The organism is Mucilaginibacter defluvii (assembly GCF_039543225.1).
Lineage (GTDB): Bacteria > Bacteroidota > Bacteroidia > Sphingobacteriales > Sphingobacteriaceae > Mucilaginibacter > Mucilaginibacter defluvii.
On record NZ_BAABJI010000001.1, the window covers coordinates 934,108 to 957,682 of the forward strand.

21 protein-coding genes are annotated in these 23,575 nt (G+C 46.4%); 12 read left to right on the forward strand and 9 right to left on the reverse strand.

From position 1 onward, the window contains the following. The 3 genes from ABD960_RS04215 to ABD960_RS04225 all read right to left on the reverse strand — a co-directional run bounded on the left by ABD960_RS04215 (position 1) and on the right by ABD960_RS04225 (position 1,607). Positions 1-690, reverse strand: coding sequence for an ATP-dependent Clp protease proteolytic subunit (locus ABD960_RS04215; RefSeq protein WP_345329648.1), 690 nt, complete (start codon positions 688-690; stop codon positions 1-3). 133 nt (positions 691-823) lie between these two features. Beyond that, a complete protein-coding gene (locus tag ABD960_RS04220) occupies positions 824-1,090 on the reverse strand; it encodes a hypothetical protein (protein ID WP_345329649.1) in 267 nt (88 codons plus the stop codon). Continuing rightward, on the reverse strand, positions 1,071-1,607 hold the full coding sequence (locus tag ABD960_RS04225) for an RNA polymerase sigma factor (protein ID WP_345329650.1): 537 nt from the start codon (positions 1,605-1,607) through the stop codon (positions 1,071-1,073). Before ABD960_RS04225 ends, ABD960_RS04220 begins: the two co-directional genes overlap by 20 nt. Positions 1,608-1,790: 183 nt before the next feature. On the opposite strand from ABD960_RS04225, the gene ABD960_RS04230 reads away from it, so the two are divergent. Both ABD960_RS04230 and ABD960_RS04235 read left to right on the forward strand, forming a co-directional pair. Beyond that, the gene (locus ABD960_RS04230) at positions 1,791-3,398 is read left to right on the forward strand and encodes an ArnT family glycosyltransferase (protein ID WP_345329652.1); all 1,608 of its coding nucleotides are present in this window, start codon (positions 1,791-1,793) and stop codon (positions 3,396-3,398) included. 113 nt (positions 3,399-3,511) lie between these two features. Then, entirely contained in the window at positions 3,512-4,993 is a 1,482-nt protein-coding gene (locus tag ABD960_RS04235) for an alpha-L-fucosidase (protein ID WP_345329653.1), read from the forward strand. Positions 4,994-4,996: 3 nt separating this feature from the next. On the opposite strand, the gene ABD960_RS04240 is transcribed toward ABD960_RS04235, so the two are convergent. From ABD960_RS04240 to ABD960_RS04250, 3 genes are read right to left on the reverse strand one after another with little or no spacing between them, the layout of a single operon-like run. Then, positions 4,997-6,145 carry a tetratricopeptide repeat protein gene (locus ABD960_RS04240; RefSeq protein ID WP_345329654.1) on the reverse strand — a complete coding sequence of 383 codons (1,149 nt, stop codon included), beginning with the start codon at positions 6,143-6,145 and terminating at the stop codon, positions 4,997-4,999. A gap of 28 nt (positions 6,146-6,173) precedes the next feature. Beyond that, complete coding sequence (locus tag ABD960_RS04245) at positions 6,174-6,902, reverse strand: LytR/AlgR family response regulator transcription factor (protein ID WP_345329656.1); 729 nt, start codon at positions 6,900-6,902, stop codon at positions 6,174-6,176. Continuing rightward, positions 6,877-8,001 carry a sensor histidine kinase gene (locus ABD960_RS04250; RefSeq protein ID WP_345329658.1) on the reverse strand — a complete coding sequence of 375 codons (1,125 nt, stop codon included), beginning with the start codon at positions 7,999-8,001 and terminating at the stop codon, positions 6,877-6,879. Before ABD960_RS04250 ends, ABD960_RS04245 begins: the two co-directional genes overlap by 26 nt. A 61-nt stretch (positions 8,002-8,062) precedes the next feature. On the opposite strand from ABD960_RS04250, the gene ABD960_RS04255 reads away from it, so the two are divergent. Next, the gene (locus ABD960_RS04255) at positions 8,063-8,212 is read left to right on the forward strand and encodes a hypothetical protein (protein WP_345329659.1); all 150 of its coding nucleotides are present in this window, start codon (positions 8,063-8,065) and stop codon (positions 8,210-8,212) included. Positions 8,213-8,229: 17 nt separating this feature from the next. Next, a complete protein-coding gene (locus ABD960_RS04260; protein WP_345329660.1) occupies positions 8,230-8,538 on the forward strand; it encodes a hypothetical protein in 309 nt (102 codons plus the stop codon). 46 nt (positions 8,539-8,584) lie between these two features. Here ABD960_RS04260 and ABD960_RS04265 read toward each other — a convergent pair whose 3' ends face one another. Beyond that, positions 8,585-9,478, reverse strand: coding sequence for a glycerophosphodiester phosphodiesterase family protein (locus tag ABD960_RS04265; protein WP_345329661.1), 894 nt, complete (start codon positions 9,476-9,478; stop codon positions 8,585-8,587). A 189-nt stretch (positions 9,479-9,667) separates the two neighbouring features. Here ABD960_RS04265 and ABD960_RS04270 point away from each other — a divergent pair, with 189 nt between their 5' ends. The 8 genes from ABD960_RS04270 to ABD960_RS04305 all read left to right on the forward strand — a co-directional run bounded on the left by ABD960_RS04270 (position 9,668) and on the right by ABD960_RS04305 (position 20,433). Then, on the forward strand, positions 9,668-10,480 hold the full coding sequence (locus tag ABD960_RS04270) for a strictosidine synthase family protein (RefSeq protein ID WP_345329662.1): 813 nt from the start codon (positions 9,668-9,670) through the stop codon (positions 10,478-10,480). 11 nt (positions 10,481-10,491) lie between these two features. Continuing rightward, positions 10,492-10,929: a nuclear transport factor 2 family protein gene (locus tag ABD960_RS04275; RefSeq protein ID WP_345329663.1), complete on the forward strand. Its 438-nt coding sequence runs from the start codon at positions 10,492-10,494 to the stop codon at positions 10,927-10,929. Positions 10,930-11,267: 338 nt separating this feature from the next. Continuing rightward, positions 11,268-14,387 carry a SusC/RagA family TonB-linked outer membrane protein gene (locus ABD960_RS04280; protein WP_345329664.1) on the forward strand — a complete coding sequence of 1,040 codons (3,120 nt, stop codon included), beginning with the start codon at positions 11,268-11,270 and terminating at the stop codon, positions 14,385-14,387. A 16-nt stretch (positions 14,388-14,403) separates the two neighbouring features. Further along, positions 14,404-15,957: a SusD/RagB family nutrient-binding outer membrane lipoprotein gene (locus tag ABD960_RS04285; RefSeq protein ID WP_345329665.1), complete on the forward strand. Its 1,554-nt coding sequence runs from the start codon at positions 14,404-14,406 to the stop codon at positions 15,955-15,957. Positions 15,958-15,974: 17 nt separating this feature from the next. After that, positions 15,975-16,901: an RraA family protein gene (locus ABD960_RS04290; protein WP_345329666.1), complete on the forward strand. Its 927-nt coding sequence runs from the start codon at positions 15,975-15,977 to the stop codon at positions 16,899-16,901. Between the two features lie 21 nt (positions 16,902-16,922). After that, positions 16,923-18,404, forward strand: a complete 1,482-nt coding sequence (locus ABD960_RS04295; protein WP_345329667.1) for a mandelate racemase/muconate lactonizing enzyme family protein — start codon at positions 16,923-16,925, stop codon at positions 18,402-18,404. A gap of 27 nt (positions 18,405-18,431) precedes the next feature. Further along, entirely contained in the window at positions 18,432-19,550 is a 1,119-nt protein-coding gene (locus ABD960_RS04300; protein ID WP_345329669.1) for a bile acid:sodium symporter family protein, read from the forward strand. Positions 19,551-19,557: 7 nt separating this feature from the next. Continuing rightward, positions 19,558-20,433 (forward strand): alpha/beta hydrolase, encoded by an 876-nt coding sequence (locus ABD960_RS04305; protein WP_345329670.1) that lies wholly within the window; start codon positions 19,558-19,560, stop codon positions 20,431-20,433. A 3-nt stretch (positions 20,434-20,436) separates the two neighbouring features. Here ABD960_RS04305 and ABD960_RS04310 read toward each other — a convergent pair whose 3' ends face one another. Both ABD960_RS04310 and ABD960_RS04315 read right to left on the reverse strand, forming a co-directional pair. Then, a complete protein-coding gene (locus ABD960_RS04310; protein ID WP_345329671.1) occupies positions 20,437-22,539 on the reverse strand; it encodes an alpha-amylase family protein in 2,103 nt (700 codons plus the stop codon). A 13-nt stretch (positions 22,540-22,552) separates the two neighbouring features. Beyond that, complete coding sequence (locus tag ABD960_RS04315; protein ID WP_345329672.1) at positions 22,553-23,491, reverse strand: AraC family transcriptional regulator; 939 nt, start codon at positions 23,489-23,491, stop codon at positions 22,553-22,555. Positions 23,492-23,575: the final 84 nt, after the last annotated feature.

Sequence of the window (23,575 nt, forward strand, 5' to 3'; positions counted from 1 at the left end):
TTATTTCGCCTCTCCTAATATTTCATCAATAACACCAAATTCTTTGGCCTCATGGGCTATCATCCAGTAGTCACGGTCTGATACCTCATGCACCTTCTCATAGCTTTGGCCGCTGTGTGTAGCTACAATAGTATACAGGTCTTTTTTTATCTTGGCGATTTCGCGGGCGGTTATTTCAATATCGGCCTGGGTGCCCTGTACGCCGCCTGAGGGCTGGTGAAGCATCACCCGCGAATGTTTAAGGGCGGCACGTTTGCCGGGTGCACCGGAGCATAACAATATGGCCGACATGGATGCTGCCATACCTGTGCAGATGGTTGCCACATCAGGCGATATAAAGTGCATAGTATCATAAATACCCAGCCCGGCATACACCGAGCCGCCCGGAGAGTTGATGTACAACTGAATATCCCGTTTGGCATCGGCTGATTGAAGAAAGAGCAGTTGCGCCTGTATAATGTTGGCGATCTGATCGTCAATAGCCGAGCCTAAAAAGATGATTCGGTCCATCATTAGCCGCGAAAAGACGTCCATCTGAGCAACATTAAACTGCCGTTCTTCCATAATGTAAGGGGTAGTAGCCATGGGGATCTGCATGGTGTTAATGTGATTGATGTAAGCATCAACCCCTGATTTTTGGGCATGGCGATGCCCCACCGCATAGCTGCGGAATTCGTTAGTGTAATTCATAATGCTTTCGTTATTTAAGGAAATATAATTGTGTCATTTCGACGAGGTACGAGGAGAAATCTGTCGCTTTACAATGAACGCAGGCGGATTTCTCTCTATCGCTCGAAATGACATGTTTATTGTTTAAGTGGGTTTATTTAAAAAGATTCATCACCGGCTTAGCGAACGTGCGATGCTGTTTGTCATTAAAAAGCTTTTGATGTACTGTATCGATCTCTGCCCTTAATTGTTCGCGGCTGTATTGTTTAACCAGTTCAACGGCTTGTTGCTGTGCCTTTACATCTATAAGCAAATCATGATCAAGCAGCATCCGCGCTTCAAAAAGCAGTTTGTCGCCCGTTGGTAATTCTCCGGCGAGGTATTCCTCTGTAAGTTTGATATTATTCAATGAAGTCCTCATACTGCAATGCTTTTTGTTTAACGGTATCGCGCACTTTTTCGAGGCACTTGTATTTTTGCACGGTAGCCGAGCGTATACCCGAGTAGCCGAATGTGGTGGCTATATCTTCCGCATCCAGCTTATCGTAGTAAAAGGCTTTGAGCATATCCATACACCTTTTGCCGGCAGTGGCCAGGTAGGCGAGGAGTTTGTTGGTTGACGGTTGCGTTGCGTCTTCAGCATCGGTAAAGTCGTTATCAGCATCCAAACGCTGCTCCCTGCTTTTAGCGCGATAGCGTTGCAGCCAAATATGGCGTGCCGTGCCGAACAGGTAGCCGTTTTCGGTAGTATTGATATCTGTGCTGTTAACCAGTACTTTTTCATAATAGCTAATCAGCGCATCCTGAAAAACATCTTTAGCCTCGTCAAAGCTGCCGCCCATTTTGCTGACGTAGGCCGCCACCGCCGGGAAGGCGCTTTGATACAGCTTGCTGAAAAGCTGCTCCCGGTTTTGAGCTGTGTTATTAAACGCTGCCATATTATCGCTTTTATAATGATGTGTAAGTTAGCGGTCAACTATCACCCGCTAATTTAAACTTTTAACATACAAGTAAAACTGCCTGCGATGATACCGTGGTTATTTTACATTTATTTTAACAATAGTTGCTTAATATTGCATGTTGAAAAAGCAGGACACCATCACACCATTCCTCCTCCATAAATGAAAAAACTTACTGAACAGAATGCTGCGCGGTACACCCTTGTGTTGATAGCCATCACCTTTATTGTGCGTGTACTTATAGCCGCCTACACCGGTTTGGGTATAGGCGAATCATACTATTTTCGGGGCGCTTTAAGTCTTGAACTGAGTTACTTTGATCAGCCGCCTTTATTTTTCTGGTTAAGTTGGCTAAGTATCAAAATATTAGGGTTAAGTACATTTGCCCTGCGTTTCCCGGCGGTGATATTATTCGCGGGTACAAGCTGGTTTTTGTTTTTGCTGTCGCGAAAGTTGTTTAATGCCAAAGCCGGTTTTTGGTCCGTTGCCATCATGAATTTAAGCGCGGTGTTTACCGTGGCTATTGCCTGCTGGTTTCAGCCCGACGCGCCGCTGATGTTTTTTTGGATGGCGGCGGCATACTACATAGCCCGAGTAATGGATATTAACCAGGAGCAGGCCTCATCGCGCAACGCGTATATGGGCTGGCTTTGGGTGGGGGTCCTGATGGGTTTGGCTACGCTGAGCAAGTACCACGTACTATTCCTATTTGCGGGAGTGTTTATGTTTGTGGTAGCTAACAAGAACCAACGCCACTGGCTGCGTCACCCCGGGCCATATCTGGCGGTGCTGTTGACTTTGATCATCGCCTTCCCGGTTATTTGGTGGAACTACAAGAATGACTGGGCATCATTCGTTTTCCAGGGTTCGCGCGCGGGTGATGGCGGTGAGTTTAAACTGCACCCCGAGTGGTTTTTGCGCAGTATTGGCGGACAGGCCCTTTGGCTGCTGCCCTGGGTTTGGGTGCCCATTATCAGGCAATTTATTCGTTCATATAAGGAGCGTAATACATCCATAGCATACAGCTTCGTTTTCTGGACATCGGTTTTACCTATAGTATTTTTCACCGTGGTTACCCTTTGGGCCGACTTGCAGTACCATTTTCACTGGCAGGCACCAGGCTATATGATGCTGTTTATGCCGCTGGGGTATGTTATAGACAAAAAGCTGAACGGCGTGCCTGAACAAGCCAGATCCACCCGCCGCTGGTTGCGGTTTTCAACCGGTTTTACAGTGATTGTGATCACGGTATTGAGCCTGCACATGGTTACCGGCTTTTGGCAAAGCTATGGACCTAAATGGATAGTAGGCCTTGCCGGCGATACCGACGACCCGACCATTCAGGGCATCGACTATGATGATATTTACAAACGCTTTGAAAAAGAAGGCTGGTTCAAAAACGATCATCTTTTTGCAGGTGCGCCACGCTGGTGGTTAACCGGCAAGGTGGATTGGGCGTTGAAAGGCAAAAAGGATATTATCTGCTTTAATAACGATCCGCGAAATATGGCTTTCCTTGTTGATCCGAATAAACTGTTAGGGTACGATTGCGTGGTGATAGGCCAGCGCCACCAGATAAATGTGGATAATGATGTAAAGCCATTCTTTGATTCGGTTGAGCAACTGCCTGATATTGCCATTATGCGTAACGGGGTGGATGAACTGCACCTGCAGGTGTACTACTGCAAAAATTTTCATGTACCGGCGCAGGAACGTAATGATTTGCCGCTGTACAAGCAATTAACCGGCAGGCCGCCGTTTGGTAAGTGACCTTTATTAGCCTTCTCTATGGGAGAGAACTATGTTTAGATAAATGAGATTAACCGGCGCGGCAAAGTTGGTGTGAGTAATTACGGGGAGTTATGATAAAAGGGTTTATCACTATGCCAAAAATACTTAATGCCTTGCTTTGCAAATTCCCGTATTTGGAGCTTTTTACTAACCTCACTAAAATGCGTTACACAAAAGTAAAATCCATTCTCTCACTTTTTTTTGTACTGTTATTGCCTGTGTTTTTACGGGCGCAATCAAACAATAGTTCATCAGGCAGTAATCTTAACAAATTGCAGCAGCAGTTTGTGGATCTGCGGTTTGGTATGTTCATCCACTTTAACATGCCTACTTACTGGAATGCCGACTGGCCTGACCCGGAAGCCTCGCCTGCGTTGTTCAATCCTAAAAAATTGAATGCCGACCAGTGGGCAAAGGCGGCTAAATCAGCCAACATGACCTATGGTTGCCTAACCACCAAGCACCACAGCGGTTTTTGTATTTGGGATACCAAGAGCACCGATTACAGCGTGATGAATAGTCCGTATAAAAAGGATGTGGTGAAGCAATTTGCTGATGCGTTCCGCGCTAATGGCTTAAAGGTGATGCTGTATTATTCTATTTTAGATACGCATCATAAGATTCGTCCTAACCAGATAGAGCCAGAGGATATTGAGATGATCAAAACCCAGTTGACTGAACTTTTAACTAAATATGGTAAGATAGAAGCGCTGATTATTGATGGATGGGATGCACCATGGTCACGCATTTCTTATGATGATGTATCATTCCAGGATATCTATAACCTGATCAAAAAATTGCAGCCTGAATGTTTGGTGATGGATTTGAACGGTGCCAAATATCCGGGTGATGGTTTATATTATACCGATATCAAGACTTATGAAATGGGTGCCGGTCAGCGTATGGCTAAGGACGTGAAGCGTATGCCAACCCTGGCTTGTTTGCCTATCAACAGCGCCTGGTTCTGGAAAGAGGATTTCCCGACGGTACCGGTACGCGAGCCGCAAAAAATAGTTAACGAGCTGATCAAACCACTGAATGAAGCCAGCTGTAACTTCATCCTGAACGTTGCGCCAAACCGCGATGGTTTGATTGATGATAACGCCCTGGCCAGCCTGAAAGAAGTGGGTAAACTTTGGAAGAACGAAGGCCCTACCACCAAACTTTCACCGTTGGAAGACCCGATAATAGCCAGCAACATCGCCATCAATGCACCGGCTAATTCAAGCTGGAGTGATGACATGAACATTATGGACTTCGCTAATGATGATGATTACCATTCGTCATGGCAGTCAAACCCGCGGGTTAAAGAGCCCTGGTTCGAGATCGATTTTAAGAAGGACAGGTCATTCAACACCATCGTCGTGTTCGAGTCAAAAGCCAACATCAGCAAATATAAACTGCAATACTGGGACGGCGCGGCCTGGAAACAAATATTCAGCGGTGATAATGCCGAACGTGTAAAACTTCACCGTTTTGACCGCGTTTGGGGCAGCAAAGTGCGCATTCAGATCGAAGGATCTAAAGAAAACCCATCAATAGCCGAGTTCCAGGTGTTTGATGAAAGGAGATAGGTTTTAATCTATTGAGTTGGGTGCTTCGTTTTTCTGGTATTGATCAATATCAATCGAAGCATCTAACTCAATAGCTCTTTTAAACAAATTATCCGCCTCTGTTATATCATTAATCTTTAAATAATAAATACCTAAGCCTTTATACAAATACGCGTTTTCGCCGTCTGTTTTTAAGCTAAGTTCAATCAAATTTTTCCCCTCTTTTAGCTCTCCTTGTAGTATTTTGCAATAGCCCAGATATCCTGAAATAAACGGGTAATCTTGATTTATGCCAAATATCTTTTGCAAGTTATCTACTGCTTCTTCATAAAGGCCTAATTCTGTTTGTAAGTAACTTAGTGATAATATAGAGTCTACATTATTCGGTAATATTTGCAGGGACTTTTTGTAATAAGCAACGGCTTCATTTTTTTTACCTGATTTATGATACACACTTGCGATAACATCCATGTCATACCATTTTAAAGACCGTTGTTTAGCAAAGTTTTTAATCATATTTTCCGCCTCCTGTAATCTTTCATTCGCAATCAGGGTGTAGATATACCATCTTTGAATTTCAGTATTATTTGGTTTAATATTGTAAGCCTGCTGCATATATGTCAAAGAAACTTCGTGGTTTTCATCGTCGTAATTGGCTACGCCCTTTAAATAGTGAGAGAAAGCCTTACCTAAATTTAAAGCGAATGCTATACGCTCTCCGTCAGTTGAGCCTATTTTTGAACGTTTTGCTATCAGGTTATGATATCCAACATAAACTGAGTAACAAAGCATGATAACGCATAATAGTTTAATAGCGCCATGTACGTCAAAATAGAGTGAGAGTAACAAAACAGATAGCGCAAATAATAAAGTAGTTATACAACCAGAAAGTAGTATCAAGATGTATTTAATATAGTTGTACTCAACTTTATTACTCAGGCAATAACCAGCGCACTTAAAAGGAAAGTTTGGCGTAACCTGAATTTTTAGATGCTTTATTCGGAAAGAGAAAGTATTTTTTTGTGGAGAAGATGAGCCTATTAAAATATCAATGTTATCGGGCTTGGTAAATATAATATATGCTAAGGCATGCCCTAGTTCATGTGTCAAAACGATAAATGGAGCGCAGATTATTATACCCGTAATAACAAGTAAATAAAATACTAAGGTCATAAATCGCCCTAAGATACAATTGTATCAGCTAAAAAAACAACTGCTCCGCCTTTAATTTCTTCTGTACATCCTGCTTATAATTCCTGCCGATGGGGAGTTCGTGGCCGTTAACCTCGAGGCTGTAGGCGTAAAAGGAATTAATTTTTGATAATGATACAATGAACGACCGGTGTATGCGCACAAAATGCCTGTCGGGCAGCATCTCCTCTAAAAAGCTTATTTTTTGCTTGCTGATATACACCTGGTCGGCTGTTACCACTTTTACGTAATCGCGTATGCTTTCTATCCACAAAATGGCGTTGATGTTGAGTTTGATGGTCTTACGGTCTACCTTAATATATAAAAATGCTTCCTGGTCGCCAACCGGGGTTTCATGAGCCAGGCGCGTGGTGCTGCGGTTATCATATAGTTGATAAACCTTGTCCATGGCACGCAAAAAACGGTCGAAAGAGATGGGTTTCATCAGGTAATCCACGGCATCTAACTCAAAGCCTTCCAGCGCATATTCGCTGTAGGCGGTGGTAAATATGGTTTTTGGGCGATTTTTAAGGCTGCGCAAAAAGTCGGTACCGTTGAGGCCCGGCATCTTAATGTCCAAAAACATCAGGTCTACCGGTTTTTGCTGCAACATTTGGAAGGCCTGTATGGCGTTACCGCATTTGCCCGCTATTTCAACATCGCTAAAGTTTTCCAGGTAGCTGCTTATTATCTCTATGCCGTGCGGTTCATCATCAACTATAAGCGTACGTATTTTCATGTAGTATGGCTGTAGGTAAGGCTTGTTCGCGCCGGGTGAGCGTGAGTTCAAGCACAATTAAAAAAGCTTCATCATCATCCAGAATTTTAAGGTTATGCTGCTGCGGGTACAAAAGTTCAAGCCGCTTTTTAACGTTTTGCAAGCCAATGTTGCCAAAGTGCCTGTCCGCGTCGCTCTTAACCTGTTCCGGTTTACTATTAGACGCTTTAATTTTTAATACGTTACTATTAACCGATAAATTGATGTTGATCCAGTTATGGCCCACCTTTTCACTTGCGCCATGCTTAAAGGTATTTTCAATAAAGGGCAGCAGCAACAGGGGGGCAATGTACAAGCCGTTCAGGTTGCCGTTGATGTTAAAGGTAAGGTCGAGCCGTTCTTCGTAACGCAGTTTTTCCAGCTCAGTGTAATGCTTTAGCATCCGCACCTCGTTGCTTAGCCGCACCAGGTCGGTATTGCATTCGTACAGCATATACCGCAGCATTTCTGACAGACCCAGCACCGTATTTGATGATTTGGGCGAGTTTTGCAGCGTGAGCGAATACAGGTTGTTAAGCGTATTGAACAAAAAATGCGGGTGCAGCTGCCCTTTCAAGGCATCCAGTTCGGCTTTCAGCGCGGCCTGCTTACGCTCATGCCACATTTTAAAATACTTTACACCAATGCCAAAACAAGCCACCAGGTTAAGGCTTTTAAAGGCATTGATAAAATAAACAGGATGCAGGAACAGCTCACTCAGCGACTCTCCATGGTACGGATCATCAAACTCGCCCAGGTAGCGTTTGGCCAGGTAAGGGTAGGCAATAAAAATATCCACAAATCTTGAGGTGAGGCTCAACACTATATTGGTAACTATCAGCCCTACACCAAACTGAACATGTTTACCCGCAAGCAGGTAACGCGGTATAAGCCAGTAGCCAACAGCGTAAAACAGCGCCATGTGTACGGGCATAAAAAACACGTTGTTATGCAGCGCTATTTCCCAGGTGCTTTTAAACGAGTACATCATTACAAAAAAGGATGATACTGTAAGCCAGAACAATATATGCTGTAGCACACGGTTGCCTGTAATTGCCGATATGTTTATACCCTTTGCCATGTACTAATTTACCTCAAATATTTGATCTGTAAGTGTATAGCAGACGAAATGCAGGCAAAGTATGACGAACAGCATCGTTCAGTATATCGGCGGTAATAAAAAGCGGATAAACGGCTTCCACAATGCTTTTCAGGCAGCTTGTGCTGTTTGGGGTTACGAGTATCGTGCCTGCTTTATTAAGGTAGCAGGAGAGGTTACTTTTGGGATATAAAATTTAAATACATCACAATGAAAAAAATGATACTTGTAATGGCTGTAACAGTTATGGCCTTTACCCAAAGCATAGCCCAAAACAAGGCAGATTCAACACAAGGTTACTGGGTAATTGAAAGTAATGTTAAAACCCCTAAACTAAATACAGTTAAGTTTTATAATGATAACAATCACCTGGTGTATCAGGAAACGGTAAATGCCAAAATAAAACTAAGCGATAAAAGAGTGCAAAAGGCATTGAACAAAATACTGATGGTAATGGTAAACCAGCGCCGCTATACTGCCGATCAGGAACTTATCAGCATCTACCTTGCAAAACAATAAATAAAAAAAGTCAGCAATGCCCCGTATAGTAGCGGGGCTTGTTGTTTTATTTCTTTTGATAACTACCAAACAACTCAACCAATATATCCGGATTATCGGATATAATACCGTCTACCTTTATGGCGGCCAGTTGTTTCATGGCCTGGGCATCATTCACTGTCCACGGTATTACCTTAACGCCCGCCGCGTGCGCGTTGTTCACAAAGGTGGCATCAATCTGTTTATATTCCGGGCTGATGATGGGCGGTTTAAATCCCAGCTTATCCATATTTTGCCGATAGGTATTTTTGTTGGATACCAAGTAGGCCAAAACCACTTTCGGGTATTTGGCGTGCAGGTATTGCAACGGGCGCTCATCGAATGATTGTATGTTGCTGCGGTTTAGTAAATTCTTTTGTTTTACGATGGCCATTACCTTGTCGGCAATCACATCCGGCACGGGGTGTTCCACATTATCCCCTTTGGGCGAACATTTAATTTCGATGTTGTAATAAACCGGTTTCAGGTGTTTGGCCTTGGTATATTTATCTACCGCGTCAATCATTTCGGTTAGCAGCGGTTTGTAGGTATGCATCTTTTTTTGCGCGGTAAAACCGGAGTGAACTTTGGTGCCGCCATCGTATTTTTTAATGCTGTCATAAGGCATGGCATACAGCAGCAGGCTTTTTTGCTCGGCTTTGCTGATCTCGCTGCCATCAGGTTTCAGCATAAAATCGGCATTCATGTACGTATCGTGCGATACTACCACCTGGCCGTCCTTTGAAATCACCACATCCAGTTCAAGCGTGCGCGAGCCAAGGTCAACAGCATGTAGCATGGCCTCAATAGAATTTTCGGGCATCAGGGCACGGCCACCGCGATGGGCTTGCAGGTCGATGCTGTTTTGTGCTGATGCAGCCAGCAGGCAACAGCTAAATAGGGTAGTAAGTAAGTATTTCATAAGCCCCGCAATATCCGCTTTTTGTACAAATGATGGCGGTTTTACCATGTAAAGCTTTTGTTAAGCAGTATTTAGGACTTTAATAAATTGGCAGTTTTGTGTGCTATATTAACCTGTTTCCAATTTATGTTATATTGTTACACTACTATAAAAAGGGTATTGTAACTTTATAAAACCAAATCTACCTTTATGATGAAGAAAATCGCCCTTTTGCTGCTACTGGCAAGCCCCATCGCTGTCCTGGCCCAGCATTCCGTACAAAAACTATGGCAAACCGATACGACTTTGAATACGCCCGAATCTGTTTTACCCGCCGGCAAGGTGATGTATGTTTCGCTCATCAGCGGCAACTCCAACGCTAAGGATGGCGTTGGCGGGGTAGCGAAAATCTCCACCGAAGGAAAAATAATTGATACCGCCTTTGTTACCGGCCTTAACGCTCCTAAAGGCATGGGCATTTATAAGAATACGCTGTACGTGGCCGATTTAAGCGAACTTGTTTCGGTAAACCTGAAAACCGGGGCGGTAACAAAAAAGCTGGTCGACGAAAACGCGGGGTTGAACGATGTAACCATTGATGATAAAGGTGCCGTTTATGTATCCGACCCTAAAAATGCCCGGGTGTTTAAATTTGAGGGCGATAAGCAAGAGGTTTATCTCACCGGATTAAAGGGCGTTAACGGCGTAAAAAGCATAGGTGCCGATCTTTACGTACTTACATCCGACGCCGCATACAAGGCTGGTGCCGATAAAAAGCTGACCAAGGTTTGTGACCTGGAACACGGCGGCGATGGCATTGAGCCCGTAGGTAATGGCGATCTGCTGATCACCGCCTGGGTAGGCTACCTGTATTATGTTACCCCCGATGGTAAGAAACAAATATTACTGGACACACATGAAGGCAAAAGCAAAACGGCCGATATTGGTTACGATCCTAAAAAGCGTATAATTTATGTGCCCACATTTTTTGGCAACTCAGTAACCGCTTATAAACTTAACTAATCCGGTATAAAATGAAATTAAAGCGCTTTGTTTTTGTAGCTATACTCAGCTGGATAACCATCATAACCGCATCGGCCCAAACGCCTGCCGAAAAGCAGGTAGCAGCAGCCGTTGATACGCTTTATAAAGCAATGGTTGATGCTAATAAAATTACCCTAAGCAAACTTACCGCTGCCGAATTAAGCTTTGGCCACTCCAGCGGAAAGGTGGAAGATAAAGCCGCTTTTATTGATGCGCTGGTTAGTGGTAAATCAGATTTTACAAGTATTGCTACCAGTAATCAAACCATAACTATTACTGGTGATGTAGCCATAGTAAGGCACATACTGAACGGCGAGATACTGGACGGTGGCAAACCCGGTACGGTAAATCTGGGCATATTGCTGGTATGGAAAAAGCAACAAAAACGCTGGATCTTGTTGGCCCGCCAGGCCTATAAGGTACCCTGATACTCGCTGTACTATATTAATGGCAAGGCACTCCGTTTGTGGGTGCCTTTGCTGTTTTATAGCATTGCCCGTTAAGAGGTTAAAAGCGCACGCTATCAGGTTAACATATTACATCAAAATGCTATGATACTGAATTTTGGTAATTCAGTTAATGCCTTTATTTGTTCATGCTTATCTATTCTGTTTTGCGGATGAGCAGCGGGCCATGTATTGCCCCCGATTATAAACCATAATAAATAAACTTTTAACTATCGCTCCCGGTATGCGGCTATGCAGCGCATAACCCTTGTTTGCTGATGTTATGAAATCGATTGAAACCAATAATAACCTGATATAATATGAACCTGAAAATTTACAAACCTATTGTTTGGCTGGTGGCATTTATTTGCCTGTGCTGTACACAAATTTATGCCCAGGAGGCCGTACAGATCACCGGGACGGTTAGCACCTCAAAGGGTGAGATGCTTGCCGGGGTATCGGTACGGATAAAAAACACCACCACCGGTACCGTTACAGATGCTAACGGTAAGTACACGCTGCGAGTACCTAACCGATCGGCTATATTGCAGGTATCCTACATAGGCTTCGCTACCAAAGAAGTGCCGGTGGGTACGGGCAATGTGCTCAATATTGTTCTGGAAGATAACTCCAACCAGTTGAACGATATTGTGGTGACCGCCCTCGGTATCAAGCGCGAATCAAAAAAGCTGGGCTACTCTACCGCCACTGTAAACACCGATCTGCTCACCGTAAACCGTACGGTTAATGTAGGTAACAGCCTGGAAGGTAAAATAGCGGGCGTTAACGTTACGCCGCCTGCCGGTGGCCCAGGCGGGTCAACCAAAATACGTATCAGGGGGCAGTCGTCCTTCGGGCCTAATAACTCGCCCTTAATAGTTGTTAACGGTATTCCCATTAATAATACCGCGGTTTCCGCCGGTGGATTTGCCGGCAATGGCGGTGGTAACGTAACCGGTGGCTCGTCTGACCAGGGCGATGGTTTGCAGAGTATCAACCAGGATGATATAGAAAGCATGACGGTGCTTAAAGGAGCCGCCGCTGCCGCGCTGTATGGCTTCCGTGCTAAGGATGGCGCTATCATCATTACCACAAAAACTGGTAGCAAAACCGTAGGCATTGGCATCGAACTAAACTCCAACTACCAGGCCGACCAGGCGCTGGATTACACTGATTTTCAGTACGAATACGGCCAGGGCGAATATGGTAAGCGCCAAACCACCCTTGCTGAGGCGCAAACCTTTGGCGTACATAGCTTTGGCGAAAAGTTTGATGGCGCGCCAACCATTCAGTTTGATGGCTCTACACAACCATATTCTCCTTTCAAGGATCGTATATCAAGGTTTTATCGCATAGGCCGGAGCTTTTCTAATTCGGTGGCGATCTCCGGCGGTAATGATAAGGGCAGCTTCCGCTTGTCATTCGCTAATAACGATGCAAATGCCATTATGCCTAACTCTGATTATCATAAAAAGATATTCAACCTCGGCCTCAACTATAAGGTTACGCCAAAGTTGACGATGCAGTTAAATGCCAACTACTCAAACGAGTATAACCACAACCCGCCGCAAATAGGTATTCAGGATATGAATGCCAATACCACCATTTATACCTTGGCCAATAGTATCAATACCGACTGGCTGAAGAATTACAAGGATGCCAACGGTAACGAAATGCCGCTATCGCGCTTTACCAACCGTAATAACCCGTATTGGGTTGCCTTGCAAAGGTTTGAAAATGTGCACCGCGACCGTATATTCGGCAATGCCTCATTACGTTACCAGTTTACCCCTTGGCTGTACGTGCAGGCACGCATCGGGCAGGATTACTTTACCCGCCCATACAACTACAACCGCCCGACGGGCACTCGCTCTATCGGCGCGGTAACCACCGGTTTTAACGGCTATTACTACCAGGATGTAACCACCTTCAGGGAGCGTAACATGGACTTCCTGATTGGGGCGAATAAAAAGGTAAAGGATTTTGGCTTTGACCTGACCGTTGGCGGTAACGCCATGAAACAGGTTAGCGATGTAATGGGCACCGCGGTTACCAACTTCTTTGTGCGCGATCTGTATACCATCAGCAACGGGCAGGTTAAAAACCCTAATTACAGTTATGCTGAAAAGCGTGTTAACTCGGTTTATGGTATGTTCGAGATATCGTATAAAAACTTTTTGTACGTAACCGCCACTGCACGTAACGATTGGTTCTCTACCCTGAACATCAACACCAACAGTTACCTGTACCCATCAGTAAGCGCCAGCTTTGTTTTCAGCGAAGCGTTGCGTATGCCATCATGGATTGATTACGGTAAACTGCGTGTAGCATATGCCGAAGTGGGTAGCGATACTGACCCTTACGCCAATTTATTATACTACTCACTTAACTCTAACCCGTTTGGCGGTACCGCGCTGGGGTCGATTAATAGCGATATTAGTCCGAACGCAGGCTTACGTCCGCTAAAGGTGAAGGAAAAAGAAGCCGGTTTAGAGATCAGGACGTTTAACAGCCGCCTGAACCTCGATATGTCGGTATATGAAAAGAATACCGTTGATGAAATATTGAACGTAGACGTTTCGGTGGCGTCGGGCTTCAATTCAACTAAAGTAAATATTGGCAAGCTGCGCAACCGTGGCGTTGAGGCATTGCTGACCATTGTGCCTGTAAAAAATACCGGCTTTAACTGGGAAACCGCTTTCAACGGATCGTACAATGCATCAAAAGTTTTGGATCTGGCCAACGGACAGGCACGGGTAGACGTGGGTACGGGTGAGTTTTTTGGTACCGTATCGCACGAGGTAGGCTTGCCGCTGGCATCACTGCGCGGGTTTGATTACCGTCGCGACGATCAGGGCCGTATCGTTACTATAAACGGTTTACCGCAGCGTGGTGAGCTGACCACCTTTGGCAGTGCCATACCTAAATGGGTAGGCGGCTGGACAAATACCTTCCGCTACAAAGGCTTCCGCGTATTTACACAGGTTGATTTTAAGGCCGGTGCCAAAATAATGTCCAACTCCAACCTTAACTTTTTACGTGAGGGCTTGTCGCAACAATCGCTGGTTGGCCGCGAGGGTGGGGTAGTGTTTGACGGCGTTAACCCTGATGGTACGCCCAACACTACCGCAGTTGAGGCCGAAACCTTTTACTCTAATTATCGCACAACTAACATCGCCACACCATTTATTTACAATGCGGCATTTGTAAGGTGGCGCTCCATATCAGTAGGGTATGATTTCAGTAAATACATGAAGAAAACCTTTGTTAAGGGCCTCAATGTATCGCTGCTGGTTAACAACGTGCTGATGATCAAAAAATACATTGATAACCTCGATCCGCAGGCCAGTGTTTCCGCGTCAGATAACCTGCAGGGCATCGAATCGCACACGCTGCCAACCACGCGCAGCTACGGTATCAACGTAAATGTTAAACTCTAACCATCCCGAAATCATCATGAAAAAGAAATATATCATCGCCTTACTGGCATCCATGATAACGCTTGGCGCCTGTAAAAAGAATTTTGAGGAGATCAATGTGAACCCGGTGCTGCCGGCAGACCTTGAACCTTCATACCTGTTCTCCAATGCCCAGTTCAGCGCCGCGCTGCCTAACTATTATTATCAGCCTATGATAGTGCAGCAATTGATCACACCCAACACCGGCGTGCTTGAAGGCGGCAACCATAACGTGAGTTACGACCCAAATACCAACATCACCTTTAACTATATGTATCGCAGCACCAGTAACACATCGGGTGCAATAGTAACCGGGCCGGTGGTGCTGCTTACTACCGTGTTGGATAAGCTAAAAGATCAGCCTGCGCGCAGCAACCTGTACAACATGGCCCGTATTTTTAAGGCCTATGTGTTTATGATACTGGTTGATACCTATGGCGATGTGCCTTATACCGAGGCCGGTAAGGGTTACCTGGAAGGCATCAATCTGCCTAAATATGATAACCAGCAGGATATATACAATGATATACTAAAGGAGCTTGACGAGGCAACCAAAGCGCTGGATGCCAGCAAAGCTATTGAGGCAGGCGACCTGTTTTATAAAGGCGACATCCCGAAATGGAAAAAACTGGGCAACTCCTTGTTGCTGCGTGCCGCTATGCGTTACAGCAAAACAGATGCTGCCAAGGCGCAACAATATGTTACCATCGCGGTAAATGGCGGACTGATGCAATCAAACGCTGATAATGCTTTGATACAGTTTAACAGCACATTTAATAGCCCGACCGGTAGCTGGTTTCAGGCAACTGAGCGTGGTAACATTTACCTGGCCGCGCCGTTTGTGGAATATTTACAGGATACAGATGACCCGCGCCTGCGTGTTATCTCGGTTAAATACGCGCAGCCCGCCAACCCGCTGGCAACGGTTGGTACCGAGAATACTAACCCTGCCGATCAGTTGGGTATGCCTTTGGGTTATAATGAATCTACCATCAGCACTGCGCCGGGCTTTCCGGGACGGCTTGGCGCGGGCTACGCGTACTCGCAGGTTAACCGCCGCACCTTGGGTAAAATTGATATACCGGAGTTTTATGTAACCTACTCGCAAACAGCCCTGCTGTTGGCCGAGGCCGTGCAACGCGGCTGGGCAACAGGTAATGTGGCAACACTTTATGCTAATGGCGTAAAGGCGCACATGGATCAGCTGGCGCAGTATGATGGCACGGCTACGATAAGTGAAGATGCCCAAAATGCCTATTTGCTGGCGCATCCGCTTAGCCCGGCAAATGCTTTGGAGCAGATTAATACACAATACTGGGTGTCATCCTTTTTAAATGGTAATGAGGCCTGGGCTAACTTTCGCCGCAGCGGTTATCCACAGTTAACGCCAAACCCTTATCCAACGGCTGATGCCTCGGTAAAGGGCGCGTTCATCCGTAGGCTTACCTATCCGCTGCGCGAGCAAACTGTGAATGCTGCCAACTACCAGGCGGCGGTAGCGCATAATGGTCCGGATAACCTGGCCACGCGCGTATTCTGGGACAAGGAATAACCAACGAATTACCACCTATGAAAAACAGGATCATAATGCTTGCAGCGCTGCTTTTGGCGGCGCTGCATTTACAGGCGCAGCAGGTAACCCTAACCGTCGAACAGATCAAACTGCTTACCGCCGACTGGAAAGGCGAGCGTTCGCCTGATGGCCGTCCCTACGTGGCTGACGATGTACTGGAGCGTTTTAAAAACGTGGGAATTGAGGATGTTTGGGGCTTTTTGCGCGGCAAGGGCTATCAAAACCAGTTTGAGGGCGATTGGATGATACTGCATCCCGATAGCGTAATGGTTGGCCGGGCAGTAACTGCCCAATATATGCCCCTGCGCCCTGATGTGGATAAGGTAATTAAGGATAAAGGCAAAGCCGAAGGCCGTGTTGGCCCAACCAACTCGTGGCCGATTGATGTATTGAAGAATGGCGACATCTATGTGGCCGATGGTTTTAACAAGGTGGTTGATGGTACGCTGATTGGCGATAACCTGGGTAATTCCATCTATGCCAAAACCAAACGGGGCGTGGTATTCTACGGCTCGGTGCGCGACCTGGAGGGGCTGAACGAGATCAAGGGCTTTAACGGCTGGATCAAAGCGGTCGATCCATCGTATCTGCAACAGGTAATGCTGGCGGGTATCAACGTACCAGTACGTATCGGGCGCGCTACGGTACTGCCCGGTGATGTGGTGCTTGCCAAGCGTGGCGGTACGCTGTTTATTCCCGCATCTTTGGCAGAAGAGGCAGTTATCACCGCTGAATTTATTGTGCTGCGCGACGAGTACGGCCACCAGCGCCTGCGCGAAGGAAAATACACCCCAGGGCAAATAGATAGCCAGTGGACCGAGGAGATCAAAAGCGATTTCATCAAATGGCTTAACAGTTACCCCGGTAAACTGCCCATGACCCGCAAACAACTCGACGATTACATGAAGAACCGTACTTGGTAACCCTACTAAACCTATAGTGATATGAAAAATGAACTACTCAGGCTGTTAGCCAACGGCAAGCAATTGGATAAACAATCAAAGGCAACACTTCCATCAATCCAACCCGAAGAAAGCAAGGACTCGGCAAGGCGCGATTTTTTGAAGAAGTCGGCATTAGGCGGTGGCCTGGCGCTGGGTGGTATGCTGTTCGCATCTGCCGATGATACGCTAGCGCAATCAACCTCAAAAGTTAACCGCAACAGCTCACCCTCGGAATTGAAGATAACAGATATGCGGTACATTGTACCCATGACCACTGTAGGCCGATGCCCTATCATCCGCATTGAAACCAACCAGGGCATTTACGGGTTGGGCGAGGTACGCGATGGTGCCGACCCACGCTATGCGTTGATGCTCAAAAGTCGCATTTTAGGCATGAACCCTTGTAGTGTGGAGATGGTATTTAAGGCCATCAAGCAATTCGGTTTTCATGGCAGGCAGGCAGGCGGGGTTTGCGCGGTAGAGATGGCGCTGTGGGATTTGGCCGGTAAGGCGTATAATGTGCCAGCTTACCAGTTGCTGGGCGGTAAATACCGTGATACTGTAAGGCTCTATGCCGATACCCCCGAGGAAGAGGATATGAGCGTTTTTAGCGCCAAGGTGAAGGACAGGCTGGTTACCAAGGGCTATACCTGGCTAAAAATGGACCTGGGTATTGAACTAATAAAGGATATACCCGGCACTACCGTTAACTCCGGTTTTTGGAAAGGTAGCCAGTGGAGCGATAAACCCATGACACTGGGGAATACCAAGCACCCTTTTACCCAGATACAGATCACCGAGAAAGGGCTTGACGAAATAGCCAAGTATGTAGATAAGGTACGCAGCGCGGTAGGGTATGATGTGCCGCTATCGTCAGACCATTTTGGGCATTTTGATACCAATAACGCCATCAGGCTGGCCCGCAAACTGGAGCCATACCGGTTGGCATGGATGGAAGATATGGTGCCTTGGGAGTATACCCAGCAGTGGAAAGAGATCACTAATGCGATAGAAACTCCAACATTAACGGGAGAAGATATATACCTTAAAGAAGAATTCATTAAATTGGTCGACCATCACGCGGTTGATATCATCCACCCTGACCTTTCATCGTCGGGTGGGTTGCTTGAAACCAAAAAGATAGGCGATTATGCGGAAGAACATGGCGTTGCCATGGCCATGCACTTTGCCGGTACGCCGGTAGCCTTTATGGCCAATGTGCATTGCGCTGCCGCTACGCAAAACTTTTTGGCGTTGGAGCATCACAATATTGATTTGCCTTACTGGGAAAGCTACGTGAAAACGGTTGATAAAAAGCCGCTGATCGATAAAGGTTTCGCCCTCGTGCCCGACTCGCCGGGCCTGGGTATTGAGCTGAACGAGGATGTGCTGAAACAACACCTCGACCCGAAAGACAAATCATGGTTTGTACCCACCAGGGAGTGGGATGAGAAACGATCGTGGGATAGGTTATGGAGTTAATTAACCAATTTAAAACTTAAAAAACTTATGGTACCAGCTAAAGTTTATTACGCGTTCTCGTTTCTTATTTTATTGGGTTTTATAACGGTATCAGCAACGGGCCACCCGCAATGGGGTGGCTGGTTGCTGATGCTTTTTTTTATAGCCCTTGCCTTGGCCTTCAGGCAGCATCCAAAGCTCAAGGGCTTCTCGTTTACCATCATGATCTTCGCGGCGGTGAGTTTGGCCATGTATTATCCGCAATACTTTGTTCAGGTTGGCGATTTTAAATTGTCAAAGCTCATCATCCCCTTATTGCAGATCATCATGTTCGGTATGGGCAGTGAACTGAGCATGAAGGAGCTTGCTTTGGTATTAAAACAGCCCAAGACCATCATCATCGGCGTAATTTGCCATTACACGGTGATGCCGCTGGTGGGTTTTATTTTGGCTAACACCTTTAACTTTCCGCCGGAGATTGCGGCGGGCATCATACTGGTAGGTTGCTGCCCGAGTGGTTTGGCATCCAATGTTATGTCATACCTCGCCCGGGCTAACCTGGCACTGTCTATCGCTATTACTACCGTATCAACCTTACTGGCTCCGGTGTTTACCCCTCTGCTGATGCGCTTACTAGCAGGCAGGTTGGTTGAGGTACATTTTTTAGATATGGCCTGGGATACCACGAAGGTAGTTTTGCTGCCTATCATTGCGGGTGCCCTGTTCCATGCCCTGGTGCGCGGCAAGGTTAAATGGCTGGATAGTATTATGCCTTTGATCTCCATGATCGGTATCGGCCTCATCATCGTGGTCATTACCTCCGCAGGGCATCAAAGTTTATTAAATGTGGGCTTGTTGCTTATCGTGGCGGTATTTATTCATAACGTATCCGGTTACGCGCTGGGTTACTGGCTGGGCAGGTTAATGGGTTTTGCCGAAAAGGATTGCCGTACCATATCCCTCGAAGTAGGCATGCAAAACGGCGGACTTGCTTCGGGGTTGGCACTGTTGATGGGCGGACTGGCAACCATCGGGCTGGCGCCGGCAATTTTTGGTCCGCTGATGAATATCACCGGCTCATCATTAGCTACCTGGTGGCACGGCAAAATTCCGCCTGAAGACTTGCAGGCTGAAGCTGCTGCGGAACCACACCCCGTAATCAATTAATGTTGACATGAAGATACAATTGTTTAAGCCCTTGCTCGCTTTGATGGCGATGCTGGGCTTCTACGCTGATGCTTTCGCACAGGCCGATTCCACCGTTATCCATTTATGGAAAAACGGCGCGCCGGGTTTTGAAAGCCGCCGTACCGAACCTGAAAAGGGTGATAAATACATCAGCAATATTCATAATCCATCCATAACGGTTTATTTGCCACCTAAAGATAAGGCAAACGGTGCCGCGGTGCTGGTATGCCCGGGCGGTGGGCACCGTATGCTGGTCATTAATTCGGAAGGAAGGGAAGCGGCGCAGTTTTTAAACAGCCTGGGCTTTGTAGCGGTTGTTTTAAAGTACAGATTGGCGCGAGATACTAACTCTGTATACAAATTAGATGTACATGCCCCGCAGGATGCCATGCGTGCCATGCGGCTTATCCGCAATAACGCCAAACAATGGGGTGTTGACACTGCCCGTATCGGCATGATGGGCTTTTCGGCTGGCGGCGAAGTGGTGGATATGGTTGCCTTCAACACCTACAAGCAACCCCTTAAACCTACTGATGCGGTTGACAAGCTGAATTATAAACCGAACTTCGTTATCCTGGTTTATCCCGGCCCGTTAGGGGTGCCGCAAAAGGTTGAACGCGATGCACCCCCGGCATTCTTAATAGCGGCTAATGATGATGTATGCTGCTCGCCGCCTATTGTTACCCTGCTGCAAAAGTACCGCGAGGCAGGCGTACCCGTTGAGGCGCATATTTTTTCAAAAGGCGATCATGCTTTTAATATGGGTAAGCGCGCCAAACTGCAATCGCTAAAAGCATGGTCGCAACGCCTTGCCGACTGGTTTGCCGATAACGATTATTTCAACAAGCAGGCAGGGAAATAATCATTATTTATCCATCACGATAATCTTATAATCATCCAGCCGGTCGGCGGTAAAATTCACATAGCCATCGGCATAAGTAAATTTAACCGGCCTGCCGTTCAGCAGGTCGGTTACACGGGCGGGTTTATACCCGCTTTTTATTTTCAGGCTGATGTTGTACACCGGCAAGGGCGGCAGGTAGCTTGTTGAGCTTACGCCGGTAAGGTTGATGAGGTGCAGTATCAGCCCGTTATTATTGATTTTATTTGCCGGGGTGTTTTTAGCATATTGCTGCAATACTGTTTCTACCTTGGGATGCGCGTTGGTGATTAGTTGCTTCCCGGCATCGGGGTAAATATTATTCAGCACATCAAGTAATATCTGTTTATGTTCCTGGTAGCCATTGTTATAATACAAGCGCCCCGCGTTAAAGGGCAGCAACACCGCTTCGGCCGCGCCATGCTGCTTAATGGCCATCATTTTATCGCCGGTAACATCATGCCCGCCAATAATTTCCGGCGGACCGGTACGGCCTTTAGCCAGCAGCGGCAGGCCTGTTTTATCCGCGGAAGAGAAGTCATACAAGGCCAGGTTATACTTCATAAAAAGCATGGTTTGTCCTCTAAAGTTTTTAAAGATGGCTCTGTCCTCAGGTACCAGATAGTTGCCTGCCGCGTCGTTAGTGAGGCTTTTCAGTTTAGCGCCAAAAAGTTGACTTAACAAAGCCGGGTTATCATTTAAGGCGATGTTAGTGGCTATCAGGTTAGTGCCGTTAGCTATAGCCGCTTTTAATTGCTTTACGCCGCCATCGTTCAAAAAGGTAATATCAGGCAAAATGATCACCTTATAGTTTTTGAGCTTATCGCCACGGTTTTGTAGTTGGTTATCTTCAATAATATCAAAGGGGATGTGCGCCTCCTGTAATATCTGCTGTATGCCGCGGTACTCCTGCATGGGTGTGCCATTAGGCCACGAACCGGGCGCTATCACCGCTATTTTAGCTATGGATGTATAGCGGCCAAAGTAAGGCTCATACTTTTTATGCAAACCGTAGATCTTTTCTATGGTTTTAAAATTGCGTTCATCCTCATAACCGCGTGTATCGCCCATCATACTCAGGTCCAGGCCCGAGCCGTGCGCCATATTTTGGTACAACCTTATCGATATCTCCTCCGGCTCAATGGCGTTATATCTCGATTGAAAAGAGATCTGCTGTATGCTGGCATTGCTGATGATATGATCCGGAAAGGTGGTACCCGCGTTGTTCACATTATCAGCCGCGCTGTAAGGCCACAGGGGCAAAGTCGGTACGGCCTGCGTTTCATGGCGTATGATGTCCACATACTGATCGGTATAGGTACATATAGCTGCCTGCGGATTTTTGCTTTTTACCAGCGTGTATAGCCGTTTGCCCCATTCATCCAGCGTGAATTTTTTAAACGCGAGATATTGCTGGTACAAGTTGTCAGCCTTATTTTCTTCAACAGGCAATGCCTTGCCGCCGCTAAATTTGGCAAAGCGTTTTTTATCGTATTCATTTTGGTCGATACCCATGTAGCGGCCCTCGTAGGTGTTATTCACCTGGTAGCCGGGCATATTTAAAAATATGCCGTCGATAGGGTAGATGTCCATCACCTCGCTAACAATGCCGAAGGCGCACTGCTGTACATACGGCCCGTTGATAGATACGGTGTACATGCCGGGGTTGGTCATGCGCTCACCTTTGGGTGAGAGGTAACACCAGTCGGGGTGGGCTTTATAAATGCTCTCGTGTACGCGGCTAAAATCAAACCTAACAATAACCTTAATGCCCTGCTGATGGCATTTGGCCACCACATCCTTCAAAAAATCGCGTTTAACGTAAGGATTTCGGTATTGATAGGGCAATTTGGTCGGATAAAAAGCCATAATACCACCCGCGTTGATGATGAGTGTGTTGGCCGAAAATTTAACCAGGTCAGTAACCAGCGAGTCGGGGTTGAGGGTGGCGGCTTCATAATCGGGCAGGTTGGTTTGTATCACCCTGAGGTTATTGCGTTTCCACCAGCCCGGGTCAGTAGTTTGCTGTTGTGCCCGGCCGGGCAACCAAAGTATAAGTGCTGTAAGCAGAAATAATATTGTACGCATGCGGATGATTAAACTACGCCACATGCTCAACATGGATGTAATTGGCCCGGTATTCCAGTGGGTGTTTGTTGGTTACCGCCTTAAACTGGTGGTAAAAATGCGATATGTTGTTGTAGCCGCAGGCATAGCCTATCTCGGCAACATTTAAGTCCTGTTCGGCCAGCAGGCGACAGGCATGGCCAATGCGCACCTCTATTAAAAAATCAAAATAAGTTTTCTTGGTTTTTGATTTAAAGTAGCGGCAAAAGGAGTGTTTGCCCATCGCGATCAGGTCTGCCACTTCTTCTATAGTAATCTTATTCTGAAAGTTATTGAAGGTGTATTCAAAAATCTTATTAATGCGCGATTTATCAATATTGTTAGCCTCATGGTTAAAGCCGTTGCTTGATATGGTAGAGTATTCCTGTGCCGAGGCTATCAGCTCCAGCACCGTCAGCAAATGCACTATACGTTTGCCCGGATGCTCGTTCAGCATATCGTCAATAAGTCGCGCAACTTTTTTACGCGTTTCGCCATGTATTCGCAGGCCGAGCTTGGCGTACTCCAGTAAGCGGCTGATGTGCTTTAACTCCGGCAGGCTTAATAAATGGTTGCCCCAAAGTTCCTGCTGAAAAAGGATCACTACCGATTCGCCAACCCTTTCATCCGTACGCTGCATGTATTTCTTCTCATGCCTGAAGGTGTGGGGCAGGTTGGAGCCGAACAAAAAGGTATCGCCGTTTTTAAAAGGGCCAACATGGTCGCCTATTAAACACGTGCCCGAGCTGCGCTTGATCAGCAGCAACTCAATCTCCGGATGATAATGCCACGAACTCAGCATGGCTTCGCCTACATCCTTATGAATGTTAAAGGAGTGGTCGGGCGTTGGCGTGGCTTTTTTCAGGATAGCTTTCATATTTAGGTTTTGGGTTTTCAGGTCAACATAGTACATGGCCTGATCATAAAATTGCACCGCCGCACTCTCAAAACATCAACACAGGGGCGGTAACATGCTACATCGGGTTTGGTTATTTGCTAAACCGTAGTAGCTAAAAAT

Coding starts and splice junctions, on each gene's coding strand:
- ABD960_RS04215 (WP_345329648.1), bottom strand. CDS start 690: ATGAATTACACTAACGAATTCCGCAGCTATGCGGTGGGGCATCGCCAT.
- ABD960_RS04240 (WP_345329654.1), bottom strand. CDS start 6,145: ATGACCTTAGTATTTTATTTACTTGTTATTACGGGTATAATAATCTGC.
- ABD960_RS04245 (WP_345329656.1), bottom strand. CDS start 6,902: ATGAAAATACGTACGCTTATAGTTGATGATGAACCGCACGGCATAGAG.
- ABD960_RS04300 (WP_345329669.1), top strand. CDS start 18,432: ATGGTACCAGCTAAAGTTTATTACGCGTTCTCGTTTCTTATTTTATTG.
- ABD960_RS04230 (WP_345329652.1), top strand. CDS start 1,791: ATGAAAAAACTTACTGAACAGAATGCTGCGCGGTACACCCTTGTGTTG.
- ABD960_RS04290 (WP_345329666.1), top strand. CDS start 15,975: ATGAAAAACAGGATCATAATGCTTGCAGCGCTGCTTTTGGCGGCGCTG.
- ABD960_RS04270 (WP_345329662.1), top strand. CDS start 9,668: ATGATGAAGAAAATCGCCCTTTTGCTGCTACTGGCAAGCCCCATCGCT.
- ABD960_RS04235 (WP_345329653.1), top strand. CDS start 3,512: ATGCCAAAAATACTTAATGCCTTGCTTTGCAAATTCCCGTATTTGGAG.
- ABD960_RS04275 (WP_345329663.1), top strand. CDS start 10,492: ATGAAATTAAAGCGCTTTGTTTTTGTAGCTATACTCAGCTGGATAACC.
- ABD960_RS04255 (WP_345329659.1), top strand. CDS start 8,063: ATGACGAACAGCATCGTTCAGTATATCGGCGGTAATAAAAAGCGGATA.
- ABD960_RS04280 (WP_345329664.1), top strand. CDS start 11,268: ATGAACCTGAAAATTTACAAACCTATTGTTTGGCTGGTGGCATTTATT.
- ABD960_RS04250 (WP_345329658.1), bottom strand. CDS start 8,001: ATGGCAAAGGGTATAAACATATCGGCAATTACAGGCAACCGTGTGCTA.
- ABD960_RS04310 (WP_345329671.1), bottom strand. CDS start 22,539: ATGCGTACAATATTATTTCTGCTTACAGCACTTATACTTTGGTTGCCC.
- ABD960_RS04220 (WP_345329649.1), bottom strand. CDS start 1,090: ATGAGGACTTCATTGAATAATATCAAACTTACAGAGGAATACCTCGCC.
- ABD960_RS04260 (WP_345329660.1), top strand. CDS start 8,230: ATGAAAAAAATGATACTTGTAATGGCTGTAACAGTTATGGCCTTTACC.
- ABD960_RS04285 (WP_345329665.1), top strand. CDS start 14,404: ATGAAAAAGAAATATATCATCGCCTTACTGGCATCCATGATAACGCTT.
- ABD960_RS04295 (WP_345329667.1), top strand. CDS start 16,923: ATGAAAAATGAACTACTCAGGCTGTTAGCCAACGGCAAGCAATTGGAT.
- ABD960_RS04265 (WP_345329661.1), bottom strand. CDS start 9,478: ATGAAATACTTACTTACTACCCTATTTAGCTGTTGCCTGCTGGCTGCA.
- ABD960_RS04225 (WP_345329650.1), bottom strand. CDS start 1,607: ATGGCAGCGTTTAATAACACAGCTCAAAACCGGGAGCAGCTTTTCAGC.
- ABD960_RS04305 (WP_345329670.1), top strand. CDS start 19,558: ATGAAGATACAATTGTTTAAGCCCTTGCTCGCTTTGATGGCGATGCTG.